Genomic DNA, 22,066 nt, shown 5'->3' with positions numbered 1-22,066 from the left:
GATGAGGCCCAGGCCTGGGGCCGCCGCCGGGGCCGGCTCCCGGCGGCGGCCCCAGGCCTGGTCCTCATCGGGCCACGCGGCGCCCTCTCCCGCCTGGTCGGGGTGGGCGAACTGCGGCGGGTACTGCTCCTGCGGGTACTGCTCCTGCGCGTACCGGTACTCGTACTGGCCCGCGGTCTCGGACCGCGCCGCGCGCGCGCCGATGGGCCGGGCGAGGCTGAAGCCGATCACGAACAGGGACGCGACGACCGCGAGGTACCAGCCGTAGCGGACGGTGATCTGGTAGCCGAGGTCCAGCCCGGTGTCGGGCAGGTCGTCGCGGACGTCGCCGAGCCGCAGGATGAAGATGCCGCAGACCAGCAGGGCGAGCGTGCCGGGCACGGCGGCGAGCCCGCCGATCCGCGCGTCCCGGCCGATGAGGTCCCAGCAGGCCAGCGCGATCGCGATGACGGCGAGCACCGGGACGGCGAGGACCATGTCGTCGGCGTCGATGCCGGCGACGCTGCCGAGGTCGCGGCTCAGCGTCCGGCCGAACAGCTCGGCGACGACCTCGGCGTGCGCCCACGGCAGGAACGCCGACACGAGCAGCACGGAGGCGGCGGCGAGCAGGGCGAGGATCCAGGGGGTCCCGCGCCGGGCCGGGGCGGCCGCGGGCGGCTGCGGACCGGCCGCGGCCGGTCCGCCGGCCGGCGGCGGATAGCCGTTCACGGGCGGCAGGAAGGACGGGCGCGAGCGCGCGCGGCCCGCGTCGGAACCCAGGTCACCGGTCATGAACCCAGCGTAAAGGCAGGAACGCCGTTGACCGGGACGGCCACGTCGGCGCCCTCGGATGGGTACTTTGGACGAAGTCCGTTATGGGAGGAGAACCCCGGTGTTGCTCGTTTTCGGCCTCACGGCGGTGTTCCGTACGGTCAGCGAGGGGACGTTCCACTGCCCGCAGTGCGGCGGCGACCGCGCCTACCGCAGGCGCGCCGGGCGCCGCTGGTTCTCGGTGTTCTTCGTCCCGATGGTGCCGCTGTGGCGGCTCGGCCACGCCGTGGAGTGCCGGACCTGCCGGGGCCGCTTCCCCGCCTCGGTGCTGCGGACGCCGACCGCGCAGCAGATGGCCGAGACCCTCGCGGCGGGCATGCGGGCGGCGGCCGCGCTGGTGCTGCGCGCCGGCGACCCGTCCGACGCGGCGGCCCGCGCCCGCGCGATCGCGACGGTCACCGGGTACGGCGAGCCCGGCTACGACGCCGCCGCCGTGGACGCCGACCTCGCGCTGCGCCGCATCTTCCTGGAGCAGGAGGTCGTGGAGGCGGGCGCGCAGCTCGCCGTGGAGGCCAAGGAGTGGTTCCTCGCGCAGGCCGTCCGGATCGGGCTGGCCGACGGGCCCCTCGGCGACGGCGAGCGGCAGGCCCTGCACCTCGTCGCCGACCTGCTCGGCATGTCCCCCGCCTACGCGCTGGGTGTGATCGTGACCACCGAGGGGGCGTCGCGCTGACATGGCCGCCGCAGCCGGAACGGCACTCGTCCGCGCGCCCGGCCCGCGGATCGCCGAGGGCATCGTCACGCACGCCGCGCGCCGCCGCGTGGACGCCGCGCTCGCGGCGCGCCAGCACGCGGCCTACGTCGGGGCGCTGCGCGCGGCGGGCTGGCGGATCCGGGCGGTGCCGCCGGCCGACGACTGCCCCGACGCCGCGTTCGTCGAGGACGCGCTGGTCGTCGCCGGCGAGCTCGCGATCGTGTGCCGGTCGGGAGCGGAGGGCCGGCGCGGGGAGCTGCCGGGCGCGGAGCGGGCGGCGCGCGGCCTCGGCCTGCGGATCGAGCGGATCGAGGACCCGGGCACCCTGGACGGCGGCGACGTGCTGAGCGTCGGCGACACCGTCTACGTGGGGCGCGGCGCCCGCACGAACGAGGAGGGCATCTGCCAGCTCGCGCACCTGCTGGGCGGGCGGAAGGTCGTCCCGGTCGACACCCGCGGCTGCCTGCACCTGAAGTCGGCGCTGACCGCGCTGCCGGACGGCGACCTCATCGGCATGCCCGACATGGTGGACACCTCCGCGCTGCCGAGCCTGCGCGTCGCGCCCGAGCCGTCCGGCGCGCACGTGGTCGCGCTCGGTCCCGGCCACGTGCTGATGGCGGCCTCGGCGCCGCGCACGGCGGCCCAGCTGGCGGCGGACGGCCTGCGCGTCACGAGCGTCGACATCAGCGAGTTCGAGGCGCTCGACGGCTGCGTGACCTGCCTCTCCGTGCTCGTCCCCTGAGCCCGGCGGGGAATGCCGGCGGCTCCGCGGAGCGTTCGGTGAGACGGAGGAGGCGCCTGTCGTCTCATCATCCGGACGCCGGTTTCCGTAACCCGGATGCCATCTGTTACGTTGGCGGACGTGTTGCGTGAGCTGCTCCTCCTTAGCGGCCGCAGCGGGGGCCTGTAAGACAGGTCGGCTCCCTCGCTGCGGGACTTTGACGTGGACGTCGGCCGCGAGGTTCGAGCAGAGAGATCTCAACGGATGTATCCGCAACAGCAGTCATCGGGCATGCCCTTCCAGCGCTACCGGCCGTTCGCGCCGGTCAAACTGACCGACCGCACCTGGCCCGACCGGGTCATCGCCGAGGCGCCGCGCTGGTGCGCGGTCGACCTGCGGGACGGCAACCAGGCCCTGATCGACCCGATGGACGCCCACCGCAAGCTGAAGATGTTCGAGCTGCTGGTACGGATGGGCTACAAGGAGATCGAGGTCGGGTTCCCGGCGGCGAGCCAGACCGACTACGACTTCGTCCGGCAGATCATCGACGAAGGCCGGATCCCCGACGACGTCGTCATCCAGGTGCTGACCCAGGCCCGGCCGGAGCTCATCGAGCGGACCTTCGAGTCGGTGCGCGGCGCCAAGCAGGCGATCGTCCACCTGTACAACTCGACCAGCACGCTGCAGCGCCGCGTCGTGTTCGGCCAGGACAGGGACGGCATCACCGCGATCGCCGTCGAGGGCGCCAAGCTGTGCGCCAAGCTCGCCGAGGACATGGGCGACACCGAGATCTACTTCCAGTACTCGCCGGAGTCGTTCACCGGCACCGAGCTGGAGTACGCCGTCGAGGTCTGCAACGCCGTCAACGACGTGTGGAAGCCGACCCCGGACAGGAAGGTCATCGTCAACCTGCCGGCGACGGTCGAGATGGCGACGCCGAACGTGTACGCCGACCAGATCGAGTGGATGAACCGGAACCTCGCCTACCGCGACTCCGTCGTCCTGTCGCTGCACCCGCACAACGACCGCGGCACCGCCGTCGCCGCCGCCGAACTGGGCTACATGGCGGGCGCCGACCGCATCGAGGGCTGCCTGTTCGGCAACGGCGAGCGCACCGGCAACGTCTGCCTGGTCACGCTGGGCCTGAACCTGTTCACCCAGGGCGTCGACCCGCAGATCGACTTCTCCGACATCGACGAGATCCGGCGGACCGTCGAGTACTGCAACCAGCTGCCCGTCCACGAGCGGCACCCCTACGGCGGCGACCTGGTCTACACCGCGTTCTCCGGCTCGCACCAGGACGCCATCAACAAGGGCTTCGACCACCTGCGGCGCGACGCCGAAGCCGCCGGGGTCCCGGTGGAGGAGTACACCTGGGAGGTCCCGTACCTGCCGATCGACCCGCACGACGTCGGCCGGACGTACGAGGCCGTGATCCGGGTCAACAGCCAGTCCGGCAAGGGCGGCGTCGCCTACATCATGAAGACCGAGCACTCGCTGGAGCTGCCGCGCCGCCTCCAGATCGAGTTCTCCCGGGTGGTGCAGGAGCACACCGACAGCGCCGGCGGCGAGGTCACGCCCGAGCGCATGTGGGAGATCTTCGAGGCCGAGTTCCTCGCCAACGGCCCGCGCGCCGGGCTGCTGGCGCACCGCACCACGTCCCGGGTGGACGAGAAGGACGCGATCAGCTGCGACGTCCGCGTCGACGGCGAGATCCGCGAGATCGAGGGCGTCGGCAACGGTCCGGTCTCGGCGTTCGAGGACGCGCTCGCCACGGTCGGCGTCAACGTCCGCGTGCTGGACTACGCCGAGCACGCGATGAGCGCCGGCGGCGACGCCCGCGCCGCCGCCTACGTCGAGTGCGACGTGAACGGCGCGACCGTATGGGGCGTCGGCATCGACGGCAACATCGTGACCGCATCGCTCAAGGCCATCCTGTCCGCCGTGAACCGGGTGTCCCGAACGCAAGGAGCGTAAGCCGCTCGCGCGAAACCGGGGACCGCGGGTGCTGGGAGGCGCCCGCGGTCCCCGCCTCCGTGCGGGTCGACGGGCACGGTCTATCCACGGGTTTGAAGCTTTCCGCTCTGCGTCCAGCGCTTATCTGCGAAAAGCTTCACCCGTTTGTTCAAAGATACTGTTCAAGCCATGGTTACTGGCATCAAGGACACCGTGCACGCCGTCGAGGCCGCCGCCGTCATGAGCCTGCTCCCCTCCCGGCCCCGGATGCTCGCGCTGGGCGAGCCCACGCATGGCGAGGACATCCTGCTGGGGGTCCGCAACGACCTCTTCCGGCAGCTCGTCGAGCAGGAGGGCTACCGGTCGATCGTGATCGAGAGCGACTGCGTGATGGGCCTGGTCGTGGACGACTACATCACCTCGGGCACCGGCACCCTCGATGAGGCCATGGAGCGCGGGTTCAGCCACGGATGGGGCGCCTCCGCGGCCAACCGCGACCTCGTCCGCTGGATGCGCGCGTACAACGAGGACCGGCCCGCGTCCGAACACGTCCGCTTCGCCGGGTTCGACGGGCCTCTGGAGATGACCCACGCCGCGAGCCCCCGCCAGGTGCTCACCGCGCTCCACGGCCACCTCGCGTCCCGGGTGGGCGCGGACCTGCTGCCCTGCACCGCCGAAACGCTCGACCGCCTGATCGGTGACGACGCCCGCTGGACGAATCCGGCGGCGGTGATGGACCCGTCCCAGTCGGTGGGGCGGTCACCCGACGCCAGGGAACTGCGGCTGCTGGCGGACGACCTCGCGGCGCTGCTCGACGCGCAGCCGCCGGACCCGGCGGCCGCGGCGGACGACGACCGGGCCCGCCTCTGCGCGCGCACCGCCACCGGCCTGCTGCGCTACCACTCCTGGATGGCCGACACGTCGCCGGGCCGCCTGACCCGGCTGGTGGGCATCCGGGACGCGATGATGGCCGAGAACCTCCTGGCGGCGGCCGCGAAGGGCCCGACCCTCGTGCACGCGCACAACGCCCATCTCCAGCGCGGCAAGAGTTCGATGCGGATGGGCGGGCGGCGGCTGGAATGGTGGAGCGCCGGCGCGCTCGCCGGCGCCCGCCTCGGCCGGGACTACGCCTTCCTGGCCACGGCGATCGGCACGATCCGCCATCAGGGCGTGGACGCGCCGCCGCCGGACACCCTCGAAGGGCTCCTGTACGCGCTGCCGGAGGAGCGCTGCGTCGTCGACGCCCCGCGGCTGGCCATCGCCCTCGGCGGCGCGTGGCCCGAACCCCGCGTCTCGCCCTGGTTCGGCTACGCCCCGCTGGACCCCGCGCACCTGGCCGAGATCGACGGGATCGTCTTCATCAAGGACGCACCCCGGCCCTAGCCTCCGCCGCCCCCGGCGCGGCCGACCGGGCCGGGGGCGGCGCGGCGGGCTCAGCGGGCGCGGCCGAGGACGTGGTGGACCAACTCCCGCAGGGGGCCGTGGAGCTGGGCCTCGCCGACCGTGGTCCGGTCGCCGTCGATGTCGATCTCGTACAGGAACTGGTCGGGGATTCGGCCCGGCGGCGGCACCGTTTTCAGATCCACCCGGTGGACGAGCCTCGTCAGCATGGGGTCGCTGGCACTGTCGGACTGAGCGCGCCGCTCGATCCCCGCGAACCCACCGCTGCGGACGACTGTCACTCTCACTTTGCTATCCGTTCGCCTCCGTGGGGATCCCTACCCCCGTCCAGCCGCGGCTCACCGCCTTCTCCTCGACGGAGCCGGCGCCGTACAGCCGGGTCGCGGCCTGGACGGTCGCGGCGGCGAACTCCGCGAAACCGACGTCGGCGGCCAGGGAGCCGCCGGTGAGCGTGTCGTACCAGACGCGGCCCGCCTTCTCCCAGGCGCTGCCGCCGATGGCGGTCGCCGCGAGGTAGAAGGCGTGGTTGGGGATGCCCGAGTTGATGTGGACGCCGCCGTTGTCGCGGTAGGTCTCGACGTAGTGGTCCATGTGGGCGGGCTGCGGGTCCTTGCCGAGCCGGGGGTCGTCGTAGGCGGTGCCCGGCTCCTTCATCGAGCGGAGCGCGACGCCGCCGACGCCGGGGGCGAGCAGGCCCTGCCCGATGAGCCAGTCGGCCCGGTCGGCGGTCTGCCCGAGATGCCACTGCTTGACGAGCGAGCCGAACACGTCCGACATGGACTCGTTGAGCGCGCCCGCCTGGCCGTAGTACTCCAGGTTCGCGGTGTGCTGGGTGACGCCGTGGGTCAGCTCGTGCCCGGTGACGTCGAGGCAGCCGGTGAACGAGGTGAAGATGACGCCGTCGCCGTCGCCGTACACCATCTGCTCGCCGTTCCAGAAGGCGTTGTCGTACCGGTCGCCGTAGTGGACGGTCGACACCATCGGCAGCCCGGCGCCGTCGATCGAGTTGCGCCGGTACGCGGCCTCGAAGAAGTCGAACGTCGCGCCGAGCCAGTCGTAGGCCTGGTCGGCGGCCGCGTCGCCGCAGGCGGGGGCGCCCTCGGCGCGGACCGTGCGGCCGGGCAGCTCCTCGCGGCCCCCCGCGTCGCCGATCGTCCGGGCGGGGACGAAGTCCTCCGACGGGGCGGGGGCCCCGGCCGCGGTCGTCCTCCGGTCGGCGAACTGCGCCGAGGTGAGCGCCAGGGTACGGCGGGCGCGTGCGCGCAGGGCCGGGTCGTCGGCGCCGCGGGCGATCCGCTCCAGCATGTGCGGTGGCACGATGTGGCATCTCATGCCCCAACGCTGCCAGCTCGCTGTGGTCCGGGCCACAACTTTCGTCAGGACGGCACGGCCGAATCCGGTCACCGTACGTGATGACGGTACAGCGCAGTGGCACCACCGGACCGCTATATGGAGATACTGCGGAGATGTCCGGTCACCGCGCCGAGGCACCGGGCCGCGTGCGCGAGAATGAACGGGTGACCCTCTACCGCGACGAAGGCATCGTCCTGCGCACCCAGAAGCTGGGCGAGGCCGATCGCATCGTGACGGTGCTGACCCGGCGGACCGGCCGGATCCGCGCCGCGGCGAAGGGGGTCCGCAAGACCAGGTCCCGGTTCGGTGCGCGGCTGGAGCCGTTCACGCACGTGGACCTCCAGCTGTACGAGCGGCGGTCCCTCGACCTCGTCACGCAGGCCGAGACCATCCGCCCCTACGGGGAGGCCCTCGTCGCCGACTACCCCCGCTACACGGCCGGGACGGCGATGCTGGAGACGGCGGAGAAGCTGACGAGCGAGGAGGGCGAGCCCGCGCTGCGGCAGTTCCTGCTGCTGGTCGGCGGGCTGCGCACGCTGGCCGAGCGCGGCCACGACCCGCGGCTCGTCCTGGACGCGTTCCTGCTGCGCTCGCTGTCGGTCGCCGGCTGGGCGCCCGCGCTGGACGAGTGCTGCCGCTGCGGCACCCGCGGCGGGCTGCGCGGGTTCGCCATCGCGGCGGGCGGCGCGGTCTGCGCGAACTGCCGGCAGCCGGGCGCCGCGACCCCGGCGCCGCCGACGTTCGCGCTGATGCTGGCGCTGCTGCGCGGCGACTGGGAGTACGCCGACGGCAGCGAGCAGCGCCACCGGGCCGAGACGAGCGGGCTGGTCGCCGCCTACCTCCAGTGGCACCTGGAGCACGGGATCCGCTCCCTCCGCCATGTGGAGCGGGACACCCGTCCCGGAACGAGTACCGACGACACCGACAGGGAGCGAGTTTGAGAAGGGCCGTATCGCCGCCGGAGCCGCACCGCGACGGCGCCACCCCGCCCGCGATCCCCGCGGACCTCGTGCCGCGGCACGTCGCCATCGTCATGGACGGCAACGGCCGCTGGGCGAAGGAGCGCGGGCTGCCGCGCACCGAGGGGCACAAGCGCGGCGAGGACTCGCTCTTCGACGTGATCATGGGAGCGATCGAGCTGGGCGTCCCCTATCTGTCGGCGTACGCGTTCTCCACCGAGAACTGGAAGCGCTCGCCCGACGAGGTCCGCTTCCTCATGGGCTTCAACCGGGACGTGATCCGCCGCCGCCGCGACCAGCTCCACTCGATGGGCGTCCGGGTCCGCTGGGCGGGCCGGCGGCCGCGGCTGTGGCGCAGCGTCATCAGCGAGCTGGAGACGGCCGAGGAGATGACCCGCGACAACGACGTCCTCACCCTGCAGTTCTGCGTCAACTACGGCGGCCGCGCCGAGATCGCGGACGCCGCGGCGGCGATCGCCCGCGACGTCCGGGACGGCAAGTTGAACCCGGACAAGATCAACGAGAAGGTCTTCGCCCGCTACCTGGACGAGCCCGGCATCCCGGACGTCGACCTGTTCCTGCGCTCGTCGGGGGAGCAGCGCACGTCCAACTTCCTGCTGTGGCAGTCGGCGTACGCGGAGATGGTCTTCCTCGACACCCTCTGGCCCGACTTCGACCGCCGCCACCTGTGGCACGCGTGCGAGCTGTACGCCTCCCGCGACCGCCGCTACGGCGGCGCTGTGCCTAATGCAGTTAGTGCAGGTCAGGCGCCTGGGGGCGGCTGACCTGCACTAACTGGTGCGATCGCTGCATCGCTCCGGCCCGCCTGGCGGCTCGCTGCGCGATCAGTTTCTCGCAGGCTCGAAACCGCCTTCGGGCGCGATCGCGACTGCGGAGGTCGCCGCGTGGCCGGGGAGACGGTTGCGGCGGGTGGTCAGGCGAGGGCGGCGTCCAGGGTGATGGTGGTGCCGGCGAGGGCCCTGCTCACCGGGCAGCCGGCCTTGGCGTCCTGGGCGAACTTCTCGAAGTCGGCCGCGGACAGGCCGGGGACGCTCGCCCGGACCGTCAGGTGGACGCCGGTGATGCCCTCGCCCGGCTGGAACGTGACCTCGGCCTTGGTGTCCACCTTCTCCGGCGGGGAGCCGGCCCCGGCGAGGGCGTGCGAGAGCGCCATCGAGTAGCAGGTGGAGTGGGCGGCGGCGATGAGCTCCTCGGGGCTCGTCCGACCGCCGGGCTCCTCGGACCGCGATGCCCAGGTCACGTCGTACGTGCCGAGCTTCGAGGAGTCCAGCGAGACGGTCCCCTGGCCCTCGATGAGCGAGCCTTCCCAGTGCGCGTTTGCGGTGCGTGTAGTAGCCATGCCCCCGATTCTTCCCCATGGCGGCGCCGTGCGGATCATCAACCCGGGAAAGCCCCGCGCCCGGCCGGGCGCGGGGCTCCTTCCCCGGAACAGGGGTCTTCAGTTCACGTTCACCGCGGACCAGGCGGCGGCCACGGTGTTGTACTGGGTGCTGCCCGCGCCGTAGAGGTCGCCGGCTGCGCTCAGGGTCGCGGTGCGCGCGCCCTTGTAGTCGGTCGAGGACGTCATGTACGTGGTCAGCGCCCGGTACCAGATCTTCGTGGCGGCGTCCCGGCCGATGCCGGTGATCGTGGAGCCGTTGGACGTGGGGCTGTTGTAGGAGACCCCGTTGATCGTCTTCGCGCCGCTGCCCTCGGACAGCAGGTAGTAGAAGTGGTTGGCGACGCCCGAGGAGTAGTGCACGTCGAGGTTCTTGGTGCTGGACGACCAGGAGTCGGCGGAGCTGCCGTCCCGGCTCGGCCTGTCCATGAACCGCAGCGCCGGCTGGCCGAGGCCCGGCAGGGCGACCTCCTCGCCGACGAGGTAGTCGCCGACGTCGGCGGGGTTGTTGGCGTAGAACTCGACGGCGGCGGCCATGATGTCGGACGTCGCCTCGTTCAGCCCGCCGGACTCCCCGGAGTAGGTGAGGTTCGCGGTCGAGCTGGTGACGCCGTGGCTCATCTCGTGCGCGGCCACGTCCAGGGACGTGAGCGGGCCGAGCTGGGAGCCGTCACCGTCGCCGTAGGTCATGCAGAAGCACGAGTCGTCCCAGAACGCGTTGGCGTAGCCGTTGCCGTAGTGGACGCGGTTGTAGGACCCCTTGCCGTCCCCGGCGATGCCGGTGCGGCCGAAGACGTTCTTGTAGAAGTCCCAGGTCATGTCGGTGCCGAACTGGGCGTCGACGGCGACGGTGGCGCGGTCGGACGTCGTGCCGCTGCCCCAGTGGTTGTCGGCGTCGGTGAACAGCGTGGCGGGAGCCCGGTGGAAGCACCAGATCAGGAAGCAGAGGTCGGTGTCGTTCTGGGCGTCGCCGGTGTAGGTGTTGCCGCGCGACGGGTCCTTCAGCTGGTAGGTGCTGCCGGACTTGGTGGTGTTCAGCGGGACCGTCCCGGTGTAGAGGGACTTGCCGTCGCCCGCCTCGGTGCGGATGGTCTCCTCGCGCAGCAGCACCTTGCCGGTCGCGGCGTCCACGGACGTGAATACGCGGCTCGGCGTCCCGTCGGCCTGCGTGCCGACCGTCTGGACGCGCCAGGCGAGGCGCGGCTGGTGGTCGGCGGTGCGCGCCTCGACGACGAGCGCGGGGGAGCCCTCCGCCTTGCGGTGCTTGGTGACGGCGCGCTTCCTGGCGGTCTTGGCGGAGACCTCCGGGGTGGAGTCGGCGGGAGCCTTGGCGAGCGTCCCGCTGCTGCCGCGCCACGTGCCCGACGCCGACTGGTGGACGACGACGTCGCCGCCCAGCACCGGCAGGCCGTCGTAGGTGCGGGTCATCCGGGTGTGCGCGGTCCCGTCCCGGTCCAGGGAGACCCTGACGACCTTGAACGCCTGCCCGTCCCCGGCGCGGACCTCGGGGCCGCGTTGGTCTAGCGCGTGGAGCGCGCGCTCGGCGGCCTTCTGCGGGGTCGGCGGGGACGGCGCCTGCCGCGCGGACGCCGGCAGTGCGGTGCCGGTGGTCGCGAGCAGGGTCGCCGAGGCCAGGAGCACGGTCCTTCGGCTGGTGAACGCCCGTCTTGTCATGAACGCCCTCTCGTGCGGGCGCCACGCACCCCCGGGGGCCCGACGCCGGGCCTGCCGTGGCGATGGGGACATTTATGACATAGAGCTACTCACAAGTAGATGTCACAATCCGCCAAGAATTACGGACTGTGCGTGTGAAGTGCGCGCCTTGCCGGATTCGTTCGGATTGTTACCCGCCGGTCAGCGGGCCCGGGCGGTGCAGTCCGGGCACGTCCCGAAGACCTCGACCGTGTGCGTTATGCCGGTGAAGCCGTGCTCGGCGGCGATCGCGTCCGCCCAGCGCTCCACGGCGGGGCCCTCGACCTCCACCGTCCGGCCGCAGTCGCGGCAGACCAGGTGGTGGTGGTGCTCCTCGGTCCGGCAGGCGCGGTAGACGGCCTCGCCCTCGTCGGTGCGCAGCACGTCGACCTCGCCCGCGTCGCTGAGCGCCTGCAGCGCCCGGTAGACGGTGGTGAGGCCGATCTTGGAACCGTCCGCGCGCAGGTCGGCGTAGATGTCCTGCGCGCTGCGGAACCCCTCGCAGCCGGCCAGCACCTGCCGTACCGCGTCCCGGCGGGCCGTCGTCATCCCCCAAGCACCTCCGCCTCGGCATCCACGCGCGCCTCCACTGCGGGCCCGGCGGGGACGGCGTCTCCTGCCGCGTCTCCCGCCGTGCCGGCGCGGGCGCGCCTGCGGCGCACCACCGAGCCCCCGGCGACCGCCGCCGCGAACGCCGCGAGCGCCAGCAGCACGATCGAGGGGCCCGGGGGCAGATCGTACTCGAAGGACCCGGCGAGGCCCGAAACGGCCGACAGCACCCCGATCCCCATCGCGGCCGCCATCGTCCCCCAGAAGCCCCGGGTGAACTGCTGCGCCGCCGCCACCGGGACGATCATCAGCGCGCTGACCAGCAGCAGCCCGATCGCGCGCATCGAGATCACCACGGTGACCGCGGCGGTCGCGGCGATCAGCACGCTGAGGAACCGGACGGGCAGCCCGGCCGCCCGCGCGACCTCCTCGTCCTGGCACAGCAGGAACAGCTCGCGGCCGAACAGCCCGATGATCGCCAGGACGGCGGCGGCGAGCCCCGCGACCACGTACAGGTCGGTCACCGCCACGCTGCTGATCGAGCCGAACAGGTAGGACTGGAGCGTCGCCGACCCGCCGCCGGCGGCGTTGGTGAGGATCACGCCGCCCGCGAGCCCGCCGTAGAACAGCAGCGCGAGCGCGACGTCCCCGCCGCTGCGGCTGCGCGCCCGCAGCACCTCGATCGCCACCGCGCCGAGCACCGACACCACCAGCGCGCCGAGCACGGGGGAGGTGCTGGTGAGCAGCCCCAGCCCGATGCCGGTCAGCGCGATGTGGCCGATGCCGTCGCCGAGCAGCGACAGCCTGCGCTGCACGATGAACGTGCCCACGGCCGGGGCGGTCAGCCCGATCAGCACCGCCATCACCAGGGCGACGCGCATGAAGTCGTACTGCAGCATCTCGCTCACGCGGTCCTCCCCGCGGTCTCCCGGACCGTCTCGTGGACGATGCGGCCGTGGCCCAGCTCGACCGTGCGCGTGATGAGCGGATCCAGCGGGCCCAGTTCGTGCGCGACGAGCACCACGGTGCGCCCGGCCCCGGCCAGCTCGTGCAGGGTCGAGGCGAGCGCCGCCTGGTTGCGGGCGTCCACGCCGGCGGTCGGCTCGTCCATCACGAACACGTCGGGCTCGCCGGCGAGCGCGCGGGCGATCAGCACCCGCTGCTGCTGGCCGCCGGACAGCAGGTGCGCCGAGTCGCGGGCGCGGTCGGCGAGCCCGACCGTCCGCAGGGCGCGGTCGACGGCGGCGCGGTCGGCCGCCCGGTCGCCGAACGCGGCGGGCCGCCAGCGGGACCGCCGGGCCACCCGCCCGGACGCCACCACCTCCCGGACGGTGGCCGGCACGCCGCCGCCCATCGGCAGCCGCTGCGGGACGTACCCGATCCGGTGCCAGCCGCGGAAGCGGGCCGGCGGCTCGCCGTAGATCTCGGTCCGCCCCGCGGCGAGCGGGACCAGCCCGAGCAGTGCCTTGACCAAAGTGGACTTGCCCGCGCCGTTCGGCCCGAGGACCGCCAGCACGTCGCCCGCCTCCACCCGCAGGCCGACGCCGGCGAGGATCTCGCGGCCGTCCCGGCGGACGGTCCCGCCGGTCATCGCGAAGGGCGGCGCGAAGGGCGGCGCGCTCGCGCCGTGCTCGTCCGGGCGGGTCATGGGCACTCCAGTGCGGGACGCAGGGTCCGCAGGTTCCGTTGCATGATCGTCACGTAGTCGTCGGGGGAGCCGTCCTCGATCCCCTCGACCGGGTCGAGCACGGCCGTCCGCGCGCCCGCCTCGCGGGCCAGCGCCTCGGCGGTCTTCGGGCTGACCAGCGTCTCGGTGAAGACCGTCGTGGCGCCGGTGGCCGACACCAGCCGGGTCAGCTCGGCGAGCCGCTTCGGGGACGGCCCGCCGGACGGGTCCACCCCGGAGACCGGGATCTGCCGCAGCCCGTAGCGGTCGGCGAGGTAGCCGAACGCGGCGTGCGCGGTCACGATGTCCCGCCGCGCGCAGGTCCTCAGGCCGTCCTGGAACGCGCGGTCGAGCCGGGTCAGCTCATCGGCCGCGGCCCGGGCGCGCCGCCGGTAGCCGGACGCGTGGCCGGGGTCGGCTGCGGCCAGCCGGTCGCCGAGCGCGGTCGCGACGGCCGCCATGCGGCTCGGGTCGAGCCAGATGTGCGGGTCGTAGGACGCCTCCCGATGGCGGACGCCGTCGTGCGCCTCCTCGTCGTCGGTCTCGCCCGGCGGGGGCAGCGTCCTGACGACGGAGGCCGCGTCCAGCGACCTGCCCTCGGCGTGCTTGCCGACGGCGTCGTCCACGGCGGGCTGGACGCCCCTGACGTAGACGGCGAAGTCGGCGTCCTCGATGTTCGCGACCTGCCGGGCGGTCAGCTCCAGGTCGTGCGGCTCGGTCCCGGGCCGGGTGAGGGTCCGCACGAAGACGTCGTCCCCGCCGACCTCCCCCACCAGCCACGCCATCGGGTAGAACGACGCGACCACGGCCGCCTTGCCGGGCGGGACGCCGGCGTCCGCGTCGGCGCAGGCCGTCAGACCCGCGGCGAGCCCGGCCAGGGCCAGGGCGGCCGCGGGGAGGGCGCGCAGGGAGTCGCGGAGGCGGAGCACACCGCCGATTATGGACGAAGATGAAAATGGTTGTCAAAACCGGCCAATACCGCGCCCCAGGGCGAAACCCACCAGGACCGCCAACGCGGCGATGCGCAGGATCCTTCCCGAGCCGTCCAGCGCGGGCCAGTTCAGGTAGGCGAACCAGCCCAGCGCGGCGGCGAGCACCAGCAGCCCCGCCGCGGCGACCCAGCCCGTCCCGGCCATGCCGATCACGAGCAGCACGAACACCGCGACCAGCAGCACCCACCGCGGCAGCCGGTGCAGGAACACCACCGGGGCCGCGCTCCGCCGCTCGACGGCCGCGCGCAGGCCGCCGCCGCGCTCACCTCTCGTCTCCACACCCCCAACGTACTGCCAGGATGGGGGGATGATCGCGATAACCCGGTACCGGGTGCCGGGCGAGGACGCCGGCGGGTTCGCCGAGGCGATGACCGCGGTGCTGGCGGCGCTGGCGGCGAGCCCCGGCTTCCGCTCCGGCCGCCTCGCCCGGACCGTCGACGACCCCGACCTGTGGGCCCTCGTCACCGAATGGGACGGCGCCGGCCACTACCGCCGGGCACTGGGCGCCCACGACCTGCGCCTGCAGTTGATGCCCCAGGCGGTCTGGGCGATAGACGAACCGGGCGCCTACGAGATCGTCGCCTCCGCCTGACCCCTGCCCCCGTTGACCTGCGGCGTGTTGTTGTTATGAGGCGCTCCATAACAACAACACGCCGCAAGTCAACGAAGAGGGTAAGCGGGGGGCAAGAAGCGCCCGGGCCCGGTTTCGGTGCGCCCTCCATGGTCATCTCTGCCCCTGCACGATCACGCCGTGGTCCTCGGGGGAGAGTTGATGCGCCAGGCCGTCCTGTTCAGCGTGCTTTCCGGGGCGGCGGCCGCCGCTTCCGTCCTCGCCGTCCTCGGGTCCGGCCCGGCGCGGCCCGCGCCGCGTCCCGCCGCCGCGCTCGCGGCGGAGAGCGGCCCGCGGGTCGTCGAGTACCGGGGGCTGCGCGTCCCCGTCCCGGCGGGCTGGCGGGTCCACCGGCTGGACGCCGACCCCGCCCGGTGCGTCCGCTACGACCGGCACGCCGTCTACCTCGGGCGGCCCGGGCCGCAGCCGGACTGCCCCGCCCGCGTCGTCGGCCGCACCGAGGCCCTGCACATCGAGCCCGCCGAGAACGGCCGCGGCTCGCGGACCGTCGTGCACGCCGCGAGGCTCGCCACCCTGAAGATCGCGCCGAACGCCGAGCACGAGACCCGGCTCACCCTCCCCGAGGCCGGGGTCACGATCACCGGCGTGTACGGGACGGACCCGGGACGGCTCCAGCGGGTGCTGCGCGGCTCCCGGCTGTCGGGGACGTGGACGGCGGCTCCCCGCGAACCCGCCCGGCCGTCCAGCCCCGACGTCCGGCGGCGGAGTCCCGGCAAGGGATCGGGCCCGGACGACGCCCTGGACCGCCCCTGGGTGCGCGGCAGGGGCTTCGACACCTGCACGGCCCCGTCGCTCGCCACCATGGAGGCGTGGCGGCCGTCCTTCAAGGTCACCAACATCTACATCGGCGGCGCGGCGCGCGGCTGCGCGCAGCCGAACCTCACGGCGTCGTGGGTGGAGCAGGTCCGGGAGATGGGGTACCGCATCACCCCCACCTACGTCGGCCTGCAGGCGCCGTGCGGGTCCCGCCCCCAGCGCTTCACCCGCAAGAACGCCGCCAAGCAGGGCGCGAAGGCCGCCGTGGACGCGGCGCGCAGGGCCAGGGCGCTCGGCATCCCGGAAGGGGCGCCGATCTACTTCGACATGGAGGCGTACAACAGCAGGAAGAAGGCGTGCAAGGCCGCCGTCCTGCGGTTCGTCGACAGGTGGGTGGAGCGGCTGACGGACGAGGGCTATGTCCCGTGCCTGTACAGCAGCGCCAAGTCCGGCATCCGCGACGTCGGCCGGGCCACCGGGATCAGCAGGCCCGCCGGCGTCTGGTTCGCCAACTGGAACGGCAGGGCCTCGGTCTACCACGACCCGCACCTGCCGGACGGCTGGTGGTCCCCGCACCGCCGCATCAAGCAGTACCGCGGCGGCCACAAGGAGAGGCACGGCGGCGTCACGCTCAACATCGACAGCAACATCGTGGACGGGCGCGTCTACTAGCGCCTGTTCCACGCGCCGGGTGCCCTAAGCTGGGGAATGCTCTCCGGCGCCGGCGACGACCGCGCCGGGGCTCATCACCGGGGATCACACTCGCCGCCGCCCGCCGCGTTCCGCGCGGGACCGGGGGCGCACTCACTGTCCCGCCGACCGCCAGCCGGATGGAGAAGATTAGATGGCACGCCGTTCCGATGTGCTGGACACGATCGTCAACCTCGCCAAGCGGCGGGGCCTGGTCTACCCGTCGAGCGAGATCTACGGCGGGCTCCGCGCGTCCTGGGACTACGGGCCGCTCGGCGTCGAGCTGAAGAACAACGTCAAGCGCCAGTGGTGGAAGTCCATGGTGCAGGGCCGCGACGACATCGTCGGCCTCGACTCGTGCGTCATCCTCGCGCGCGAGGTGTGGGAGGCCAGCGGCCACGTCCAGGCGTTCGTCGACCCGCTCACCGAGTGCCAGTCCTGCCACAAGCGCTTCCGGGCCGACCACCTGGAGGAGGCCTACGAGGAGAAGCACGGCCGCCCGCCGGCGAACGGCCTCGCCGACGTCGGCTGCCCGAACTGCGGCGTCAAGGGCTCCTTCACCGAGCCGAAGATGTTCAACGGCCTGCTCAAGACCTACCTCGGCCCCGTCGAGGACGAGTCCGGCCTCGCCTACCTGCGGCCCGAGACCGCGCAGGGCATCTTCATCAACTACCTGAACGTCCAGCAGTCCGCGCGCCGCAAGGTGCCTTTCGGCATCGGGCAGATCGGCAAGTCGTTCCGCAACGAGATCACGCCCGGCAACTTCATCTTCCGGACCCGCGAGTTCGAGCAGATGGAGATGGAGTTCTTCGTCAAGCCCGGCAGTGACGAGGAATGGCACCAGTACTGGATCGACGAGCGCATGCAGTGGTACGTCGACCTCGGCATCCGCAAGGAGAACCTGCGGCTCTACGAGCACCCGCAGGAGAAGCTGTCGCACTACTCCAAGCGCACCGTCGACGTGGAGTACAAGTTCGACTTCGTCGGCAGCGAGTGGGGCGAGCTGGAGGGCATCGCCAACCGCACCGACTACGACCTGACGACGCACTCCAAGGCCTCCGGCGCCGACCTGTCGTTCTTCGACCAGGAGTCCGGCGAGCGGTTCACCCCGTACGTGATCGAGCCCGCGGCCGGCGTCGACCGCTGCACGCTCACGTTCATGATGGACGCCTACGCCGAGGACGAGGCCCCCAACGCCAAGGGCAAGCTGGAGAAGCGCACCGTCATGCGGCTCGACCGGCGGCTCGCCCCGGTCAAGGTCGCGGTGCTGCCGCTGTCGCGCAACGCCGACCTGTCCCCGAAGGCCCGCGATCTCGCCGCGCGGCTGCGCCGGAACTGGAACGTCGACTTCGACGACGCCGGCGCCATCGGCCGCCGCTACCGCCGCCAGGACGAGATCGGCACCCCGTTCTGCGTCACGGTCGACTTCGACACCCTGGAGGACGACGCGGTGACCGTCCGGGAGCGCGACTCGATGAGCCAGGAGCGCATCGCGATCGGCCAGGTCGAGTCGTTCCTCGCCGCGCAGCTCGTCGGCTGCTGACCCGGTCCGGAGACCGCTACGGGCCGCCCCCCGCGTGGTGGGGGCGGCCCGCTTCTCATGGGAGCACGTCGTGGGAGCGTGTCCGCGGGGAGCGAAGTCCGATCAGACCCTCACGTGCTCAGCTCGTGACGTACAGGGTCTGGTCGTAGGTGCCGGAGCCGGCGGTGGTCTCGCCGCGCAGCTGGTACGTGGCGGTGACGGTGGCGGTGGACGGGCAGAGGAAGCTGCTGCCCGACTGCTTGCTCACCTTGGCGCCGTTCACGCCGACCTGCGCCTGGTTGTTGCTCGTGACGGGACGGTTGGCGTTGTCGGGGTTGTAGCCGTTGGCGGTGAGGGAGCCGCCGAACACGCAGGTGATCCCGCCGAACAGGTCCACCACGGCCTTGACCTTGAAGTTGGCGATCGTGACGGCCGCGTCGCGGTTGCCGGTGTGCCCGGAGTCGTAGGCGACGCTGCCGCCGCTCCACGGGAGGGCCTGCGGGGTGATGGCGACGCTGGCGGTGCCGGTGCAGCTGCTGAAGTCGGCGCTCGCGATGCTGAGGCCGGAGCCGTCGGAGTTGATCGAGCCGGTCATCGTCGACTGGCTGCAGGAGCCGCTGCCGATCGACGTGGAGACCGTCGCGGTGCCGAGCAGCGACGCCTGGACGTTGCCGGAGTAGGCGGCGGCCGTGGCCGTGCCCTTGCGGATGGTCGTGCCCGCGGCGTACGCGGGGGCGACCCCCGCGGCGAGGACGGCCAGTGCGGCGGTCCCGACGATCGCGGTCTGTCTGATTCGTGCCACCGGAAACTCCTCTGTCCGGTTCGGGGTGGGCATACGCGAAAGTAATTCGCGTTGACCTGTCCGGCAATGGACAGAGGCCGATCGTGGCCTGGCCGGATTGGGACACCAACTGGTGTCTGCTGGTGGGACGGTATACGCGGCACGGGTAACGGCATTGTGACTCCAGGTCACCTTGACGGGGAATTGCTCCCGTGTTTTGCCAGGCCGGTGGCGAAGGGCGTCTCCGGCCCGGAGAACCTGGGCTAGGTTGGCCTGAACGGACCGGCGGACGGCGATCGAGGAGGGGTGGCATGCGCGACTCGCGGCCTGCCGCCCTGCCCGCACTGCCCGCCGCGCTCCGGACCCTCGCGGGCCCGCCCGCCGCCCGGTTGCTCCTGGTCATGCTGGGCCTGCTCGGCTTCGTCGTCGGCCCGGTCGGTGCCGGAGCCCACGCCGGGACGTCCGCCACCGGGGCGATCTCCGGCGTCCGGACGGTGCCCGCGGCGAAGGCGCCCACCCGCATCCGTTCGGCGGCCAAGACCCGCTCGGCCCCCCGCACCGGGACGTCCCCGCACGCCCGGGGCGTCCCGCGCGCCCAGGCGGCCCCGCGCACCCCGGCGGTCATCGACGCCGTCGCCCGGCACGCCGCCGGGACCGCCGCGCCGACCATGCACCCGGTGCACGCCGTGCTGCCGGCGTCCGGCACGGACGCCCCGCCGCCGGCCGGGCGCCTCCGCCGGCCCGCCGCCGCCCCGCCCTCACCCGACCTCGCGCCGCCCGCGGCCCCCCGCGGGCGCGCACCACCCTCCACCGCACGGACCCGAGTCACCCTTGTCCGCGGTGCCGCGCGCTGAGGCGCGGCGCCGGATCCCCGTGGAGGTTCCCTCTTGTCTCGCGCCAACGTGGTGCGGGCGGTACTGGCGTTCGCCGTGCTCGCCACATCGTTCTACTTCGCCTGGGCAAAACCAGCCCGCCTCGGCCTCGACCTCCGGGGCGGCACCCAGATCGTCCTCGAGACCCAGGACTCGCCGACCGTCAAGGCGAACCGCGAGTCCACCGACCGGGCCCGCGAGGTCCTGCACCGGCGCATCGACGCGCTCGGCGTCGCCGAGTCGTCCATCACCCGGTCCGGCGACAAGCGGCTGATCGTCGAGCTGCCCGACGTCCAGGACCCGACCCGCGCCACCGAGGCGGTCGGCAAGACCGCGCAGCTCACCGCGCACCCCGTGCTGCCCAACACCGGCAAGGCCGAGAAGGGCCAGCAGCTGATCCCGGACGAGACCGGGCAGCCGATCCTCATCGGCCCCGCCGCGCTGACCGGTGAGGGCATCGGCGAGGCCAGCGCCTCCTACGACGCCCAGAACCTCGGCGGCTGGGCCGTGAACGTCGACTTCAAGGGCAGCGGCGGCAAGACCTGGGAGCAGCTCACCGCCAAGGCCGCCTGCGCCGTCGGCGACGAGCGCCGCATCGCGATCATCCTGGACGGCAAGGTCATCTCCTCGCCGCAGGTGACGCAGAGCGTGCCCTGCGGCGTCGGCATCACCGGCGGCTCCACCCAGATCACCGGCGACTTCACCGCCGACGAGGCCAAGGACCTCGCGGCCCTCATCCAGGGCGGCTCGCTGCCCGTCCCCGTGAAGATCATCGAGCAGCGGGTGGTCGGCCCGACCCTCGGCGACGAGGCCATCGACGCCAGCGCCCGCGCCGCCGTCATCGGCATCATCCTCACCGGCCTGTTCATCGTGGCCGTCTACCGCATCGTCGGCTTCCTCGCCACGGTCGCGCTGGCCGGCTACGCGCTGATCTCCTACGCCGCCCTCGTCGCGATCGGGGCGACGCTCACCTTGCCCGGCCTCGCCGGGTTCGTCCTGGCCATCGGCATGGCGATCGACGCCAACGTGCTGGCCTTCGAACGGGCCAGAGAGGAACGGGCGGCGGCACCGGGCCGCAGCTCCCGCAACGCGCTCACGATCGGGTTCAACAAGGCATGGTCGGCGATCGCCGACTCCGCCGTCACCACCCTGCTGGCCGGCGGACTGCTGTTCTGGCTGGCGTCCGGGCCGGTCAAGGGCTTCGGCGTCACGCTGACCATCGGTGTGCTCGCCTCCCTCGTCTCGGCGATGCTGCTCAGCCGCGTGCTCACCGACGCCGCCGCGGCCCGGATGCCCAAGATCACCAAGGGCCGGGCCGGCGGGCTGGCCGGCCCCGGGCGGATCCGCAACTGGCTGGAGAACAGCGGCCCGGACATCATGAAGCGCAGCCGGATGTGGATCGGGATCTCCCTGATCGCGGTCGCCCTCGCCATGACCGGGATCTTCACCCGCGGGCTGAACTTCGGCGTCGAGTTCACCGGCGGGCGCCTCGTCGAGTACTCCACCAGCCAGCACGTCGACATCAACAAGGCCCGCGCGGCCGTCGCCGAAGCCGGGTTCCCGCGCGCGGTCGTCCAGACGTCCGGCCAGGACGACATCTCCGTCCGCACGTCCGACCTCAGCAACGAGGAGGAGAAGCGGATCCAGGAGGCCCTCGCGAAGGAGGGCGGCGGCGCGACCAAGCAGCGCGACGAGCTGATCGGGCCGAGCCTCGGCGACGAGCTGCGCAAGAAGGCGCTGATCGCCCTCGGCATCGCCCTGCTCGCGCAGCTGGCCTACCTGACGATCCGGTTCCGCTGGACGTTCGCGGCCGGCTCCGTGCTCGCGATGTTCCACGACATCACGATCGTCACCGGCGTGTTCGCCTGGCTCGGCAAACCGATCGACGGGGTGTTCCTCGCGGCGCTGCTCACGGTCATCGGGTACTCGGTCAACGACTCCGTCGTCGTGTTCGACCGGGTCCGGGAACTGTGGGGCGCGAACCCGAAGGGGCGGTTCGCCGACATCGCCAACCGGGGCACGCTGCAGACCGTCCCGCGGACGATCAACACCGGCATGGGCGCGCTGTTCATCCTGGCGGCCCTCGCGATCCTCGGCGGCGACTCGCTGACCGACTTCGCGATCGCCCTGCTGATCGGCATCGTCGTCGGGACGTACTCCAGCGTCTTCACCGCGACGCCGATCGCGGTCGTCCTGGAGCGCTTCGCGAAGGCCCCGCCGCCGCAGGGCAAGGGCCAGCAGAAGCCCGTCCGCCGCACCGCGGGCAGCTCCGGCGCCGTCGTCTAGTGCGGTGACCACGAACGTTCGCCGGGTCTTGTCATGCTGCTTTGGGGCGGGGTCGTCCCCAGCGTTGCTGGCGTTCGCTGCGGACCCGGGCGCGTTCGCGGCGTTGGGCGGCCAGCACGTCGGGGTGGCGGGCGTTGGCGTTGCGCCAGCGCAGGTAGGCCTGGATCTCCCAAGCGAGCACGGTGTGGTTGGGATGGTTGGAGTTGCCGATCACGAAGGTGCGCAGCGGCCCGAACTGCGCCTCGATCGGGTTGGCCCACGAGGCGTAGGTCGGGGTGAGGCACAACTCGACGTTGTTGCGGGCCGCCCAGGCTCTGATCTGCGGGGTCTTGTTCG

Annotated in this window: 22 protein-coding genes and 1 pseudogene; 11 read left to right on the top strand and 12 right to left on the bottom strand. The window is 72.7% G+C overall.

Annotation, left to right across the window (positions count from 1 at the left end; genetic code table 11):
• A partial coding sequence (locus E1284_RS24135; RefSeq protein ID WP_207923924.1) for a hypothetical protein occupies positions 1–771 on the bottom strand: 771 nt, incomplete at its 3' end.
• 100 nt (positions 772–871) lie between these two features.
• Between E1284_RS24135 and E1284_RS24130 the strand changes: the two genes are divergently transcribed.
• The 4 genes from E1284_RS24130 (at position 872) to E1284_RS24115 (ending at position 5,564) form a co-directional block, all read left to right on the top strand.
• Entirely contained in the window at positions 872–1,483 is a 612-nt protein-coding gene (locus E1284_RS24130; RefSeq protein ID WP_131942408.1) for a TerB family tellurite resistance protein, read from the top strand.
• A gap of 1 nt (position 1,484) precedes the next feature.
• Complete coding sequence (gene ddaH / locus E1284_RS24125) at positions 1,485–2,246, top strand: dimethylargininase (protein ID WP_131942407.1); 762 nt, start codon at positions 1,485–1,487, stop codon at positions 2,244–2,246.
• A gap of 243 nt (positions 2,247–2,489) precedes the next feature.
• A complete protein-coding gene (gene leuA, locus E1284_RS24120) occupies positions 2,490–4,202 on the top strand; it encodes a 2-isopropylmalate synthase (protein ID WP_131942406.1) in 1,713 nt (570 codons plus the stop codon).
• Between the two features lie 168 nt (positions 4,203–4,370).
• Entirely contained in the window at positions 4,371–5,564 is a 1,194-nt protein-coding gene (locus E1284_RS24115; protein WP_131942405.1) for an erythromycin esterase family protein, read from the top strand.
• Positions 5,565–5,614: 50 nt separating this feature from the next.
• Here E1284_RS24115 and E1284_RS24110 read toward each other — a convergent pair whose 3' ends face one another.
• Both E1284_RS24110 and E1284_RS24105 read right to left on the bottom strand, forming a co-directional pair.
• Positions 5,615–5,869 carry a protealysin inhibitor emfourin gene (locus E1284_RS24110; RefSeq protein ID WP_239066762.1) on the bottom strand — a complete coding sequence of 85 codons (255 nt, stop codon included), beginning with the start codon at positions 5,867–5,869 and terminating at the stop codon, positions 5,615–5,617.
• A gap of 4 nt (positions 5,870–5,873) precedes the next feature.
• Positions 5,874–6,914, bottom strand: a complete 1,041-nt coding sequence (locus tag E1284_RS24105) for a M4 family metallopeptidase (protein ID WP_131942404.1) — start codon at positions 6,912–6,914, stop codon at positions 5,874–5,876.
• A gap of 185 nt (positions 6,915–7,099) precedes the next feature.
• Between E1284_RS24105 and recO the strand changes: the two genes are divergently transcribed.
• On the top strand, positions 7,100–7,876 hold the full coding sequence (gene recO / locus E1284_RS24100) for a DNA repair protein RecO (RefSeq protein WP_131942403.1): 777 nt from the start codon (positions 7,100–7,102) through the stop codon (positions 7,874–7,876).
• Positions 7,873–8,679 carry an isoprenyl transferase gene (locus tag E1284_RS24095; protein WP_131942402.1) on the top strand — a complete coding sequence of 269 codons (807 nt, stop codon included), beginning with the start codon at positions 7,873–7,875 and terminating at the stop codon, positions 8,677–8,679. Before recO ends, E1284_RS24095 begins: the two co-directional genes overlap by 4 nt.
• 149 nt (positions 8,680–8,828) lie before the next feature.
• On the opposite strand, the gene E1284_RS24090 is transcribed toward E1284_RS24095, so the two are convergent.
• The 7 genes from E1284_RS24090 to E1284_RS24060 all read right to left on the bottom strand — a co-directional run bounded on the left by E1284_RS24090 (position 8,829) and on the right by E1284_RS24060 (position 14,471).
• Positions 8,829–9,254 carry an OsmC family protein gene (locus E1284_RS24090; protein ID WP_131942401.1) on the bottom strand — a complete coding sequence of 142 codons (426 nt, stop codon included), beginning with the start codon at positions 9,252–9,254 and terminating at the stop codon, positions 8,829–8,831.
• Between the two features lie 99 nt (positions 9,255–9,353).
• Complete coding sequence (locus tag E1284_RS24085; RefSeq protein WP_131942400.1) at positions 9,354–10,967, bottom strand: M4 family metallopeptidase; 1,614 nt, start codon at positions 10,965–10,967, stop codon at positions 9,354–9,356.
• Positions 10,968–11,147: 180 nt separating this feature from the next.
• The gene (locus E1284_RS24080; RefSeq protein ID WP_131942399.1) at positions 11,148–11,534 is read right to left on the bottom strand and encodes a Fur family transcriptional regulator; all 387 of its coding nucleotides are present in this window, start codon (positions 11,532–11,534) and stop codon (positions 11,148–11,150) included.
• Positions 11,531–12,442: a metal ABC transporter permease gene (locus E1284_RS24075; protein WP_131942398.1), complete on the bottom strand. Its 912-nt coding sequence runs from the start codon at positions 12,440–12,442 to the stop codon at positions 11,531–11,533. The genes E1284_RS24080 and E1284_RS24075 overlap by 4 nt, the downstream gene beginning before the upstream one ends.
• On the bottom strand, positions 12,439–13,182 hold the full coding sequence (locus tag E1284_RS24070) for a metal ABC transporter ATP-binding protein (protein ID WP_424923501.1): 744 nt from the start codon (positions 13,180–13,182) through the stop codon (positions 12,439–12,441). Before E1284_RS24070 ends, E1284_RS24075 begins: the two co-directional genes overlap by 4 nt.
• Positions 13,179–14,129 (bottom strand): metal ABC transporter substrate-binding protein, encoded by a 951-nt coding sequence (locus E1284_RS24065; RefSeq protein WP_207923923.1) that lies wholly within the window; start codon positions 14,127–14,129, stop codon positions 13,179–13,181. Before E1284_RS24065 ends, E1284_RS24070 begins: the two co-directional genes overlap by 4 nt.
• 33 nt (positions 14,130–14,162) lie before the next feature.
• A complete protein-coding gene (locus tag E1284_RS24060) occupies positions 14,163–14,471 on the bottom strand; it encodes a DUF6703 family protein (RefSeq protein ID WP_131942397.1) in 309 nt (102 codons plus the stop codon).
• 28 nt (positions 14,472–14,499) lie between these two features.
• On the opposite strand from E1284_RS24060, the gene E1284_RS24055 reads away from it, so the two are divergent.
• From E1284_RS24055 to E1284_RS24045, 3 genes are all read left to right on the top strand, one after another.
• Entirely contained in the window at positions 14,500–14,784 is a 285-nt protein-coding gene (locus tag E1284_RS24055; protein ID WP_131942396.1) for an antibiotic biosynthesis monooxygenase family protein, read from the top strand.
• Between the two features lie 180 nt (positions 14,785–14,964).
• Positions 14,965–16,251, top strand: a complete 1,287-nt coding sequence (locus E1284_RS24050) for a glycoside hydrolase domain-containing protein (protein WP_131942395.1) — start codon at positions 14,965–14,967, stop codon at positions 16,249–16,251.
• A gap of 172 nt (positions 16,252–16,423) precedes the next feature.
• Positions 16,424–17,812: a glycine--tRNA ligase gene (locus E1284_RS24045; RefSeq protein WP_131942394.1), complete on the top strand. Its 1,389-nt coding sequence runs from the start codon at positions 16,424–16,426 to the stop codon at positions 17,810–17,812.
• Positions 17,813–17,930: 118 nt separating this feature from the next.
• Here E1284_RS24045 and E1284_RS24040 read toward each other — a convergent pair whose 3' ends face one another.
• The gene (locus E1284_RS24040; RefSeq protein WP_131942393.1) at positions 17,931–18,593 is read right to left on the bottom strand and encodes a hypothetical protein; all 663 of its coding nucleotides are present in this window, start codon (positions 18,591–18,593) and stop codon (positions 17,931–17,933) included.
• Positions 18,594–18,883: 290 nt separating this feature from the next.
• On the opposite strand from E1284_RS24040, the gene E1284_RS24035 reads away from it, so the two are divergent.
• Both E1284_RS24035 and secD read left to right on the top strand, forming a co-directional pair.
• Positions 18,884–19,426: a hypothetical protein gene (locus E1284_RS24035; RefSeq protein ID WP_131942392.1), complete on the top strand. Its 543-nt coding sequence runs from the start codon at positions 18,884–18,886 to the stop codon at positions 19,424–19,426.
• A 33-nt stretch (positions 19,427–19,459) separates the two neighbouring features.
• Positions 19,460–21,730, top strand: coding sequence for a protein translocase subunit SecD (gene secD, locus E1284_RS24030; RefSeq protein ID WP_131942391.1), 2,271 nt, complete (start codon positions 19,460–19,462; stop codon positions 21,728–21,730).
• 31 nt (positions 21,731–21,761) lie between these two features.
• Here secD and E1284_RS24025 read toward each other — a convergent pair.
• Positions 21,762–22,066: pseudogene (locus E1284_RS24025) on the bottom strand (IS630 family transposase); the annotation flags it as partial.

Origin of the sequence: Actinomadura bangladeshensis, assembly GCF_004348335.1 — a bacterium.
Lineage (GTDB): Bacteria > Actinomycetota > Actinomycetes > Streptosporangiales > Streptosporangiaceae > Spirillospora > Spirillospora bangladeshensis.
This window is presented reverse-complemented; position numbering and strand designations above follow the sequence as displayed.

Excerpts from the sequence above, each read along its gene's own strand:
- leuA (WP_131942406.1), top strand. The coding sequence starts at position 2,490 with ATGTATCCGCAACAGCAGTCATCGGGCATGCCCTTCCAGCGCTACCGG.
- E1284_RS24115 (WP_131942405.1), top strand. The coding sequence starts at position 4,371 with ATGGTTACTGGCATCAAGGACACCGTGCACGCCGTCGAGGCCGCCGCC.
- E1284_RS24085 (WP_131942400.1), bottom strand. The coding sequence starts at position 10,967 with ATGACAAGACGGGCGTTCACCAGCCGAAGGACCGTGCTCCTGGCCTCG.
- E1284_RS24050 (WP_131942395.1), top strand. The coding sequence starts at position 14,965 with ATGCGCCAGGCCGTCCTGTTCAGCGTGCTTTCCGGGGCGGCGGCCGCC.
- ddaH (WP_131942407.1), top strand. The coding sequence starts at position 1,485 with ATGGCCGCCGCAGCCGGAACGGCACTCGTCCGCGCGCCCGGCCCGCGG.
- E1284_RS24045 (WP_131942394.1), top strand. The coding sequence starts at position 16,424 with ATGGCACGCCGTTCCGATGTGCTGGACACGATCGTCAACCTCGCCAAG.
- E1284_RS24080 (WP_131942399.1), bottom strand. The coding sequence starts at position 11,534 with ATGACGACGGCCCGCCGGGACGCGGTACGGCAGGTGCTGGCCGGCTGC.
- E1284_RS24070 (WP_424923501.1), bottom strand. The coding sequence starts at position 13,182 with ATGACCCGCCCGGACGAGCACGGCGCGAGCGCGCCGCCCTTCGCGCCG.
- E1284_RS24090 (WP_131942401.1), bottom strand. The coding sequence starts at position 9,254 with ATGGCTACTACACGCACCGCAAACGCGCACTGGGAAGGCTCGCTCATC.
- E1284_RS24035 (WP_131942392.1), top strand. The coding sequence starts at position 18,884 with ATGCGCGACTCGCGGCCTGCCGCCCTGCCCGCACTGCCCGCCGCGCTC.
- E1284_RS24055 (WP_131942396.1), top strand. The coding sequence starts at position 14,500 with ATGATCGCGATAACCCGGTACCGGGTGCCGGGCGAGGACGCCGGCGGG.
- E1284_RS24105 (WP_131942404.1), bottom strand. The coding sequence starts at position 6,914 with ATGAGATGCCACATCGTGCCACCGCACATGCTGGAGCGGATCGCCCGC.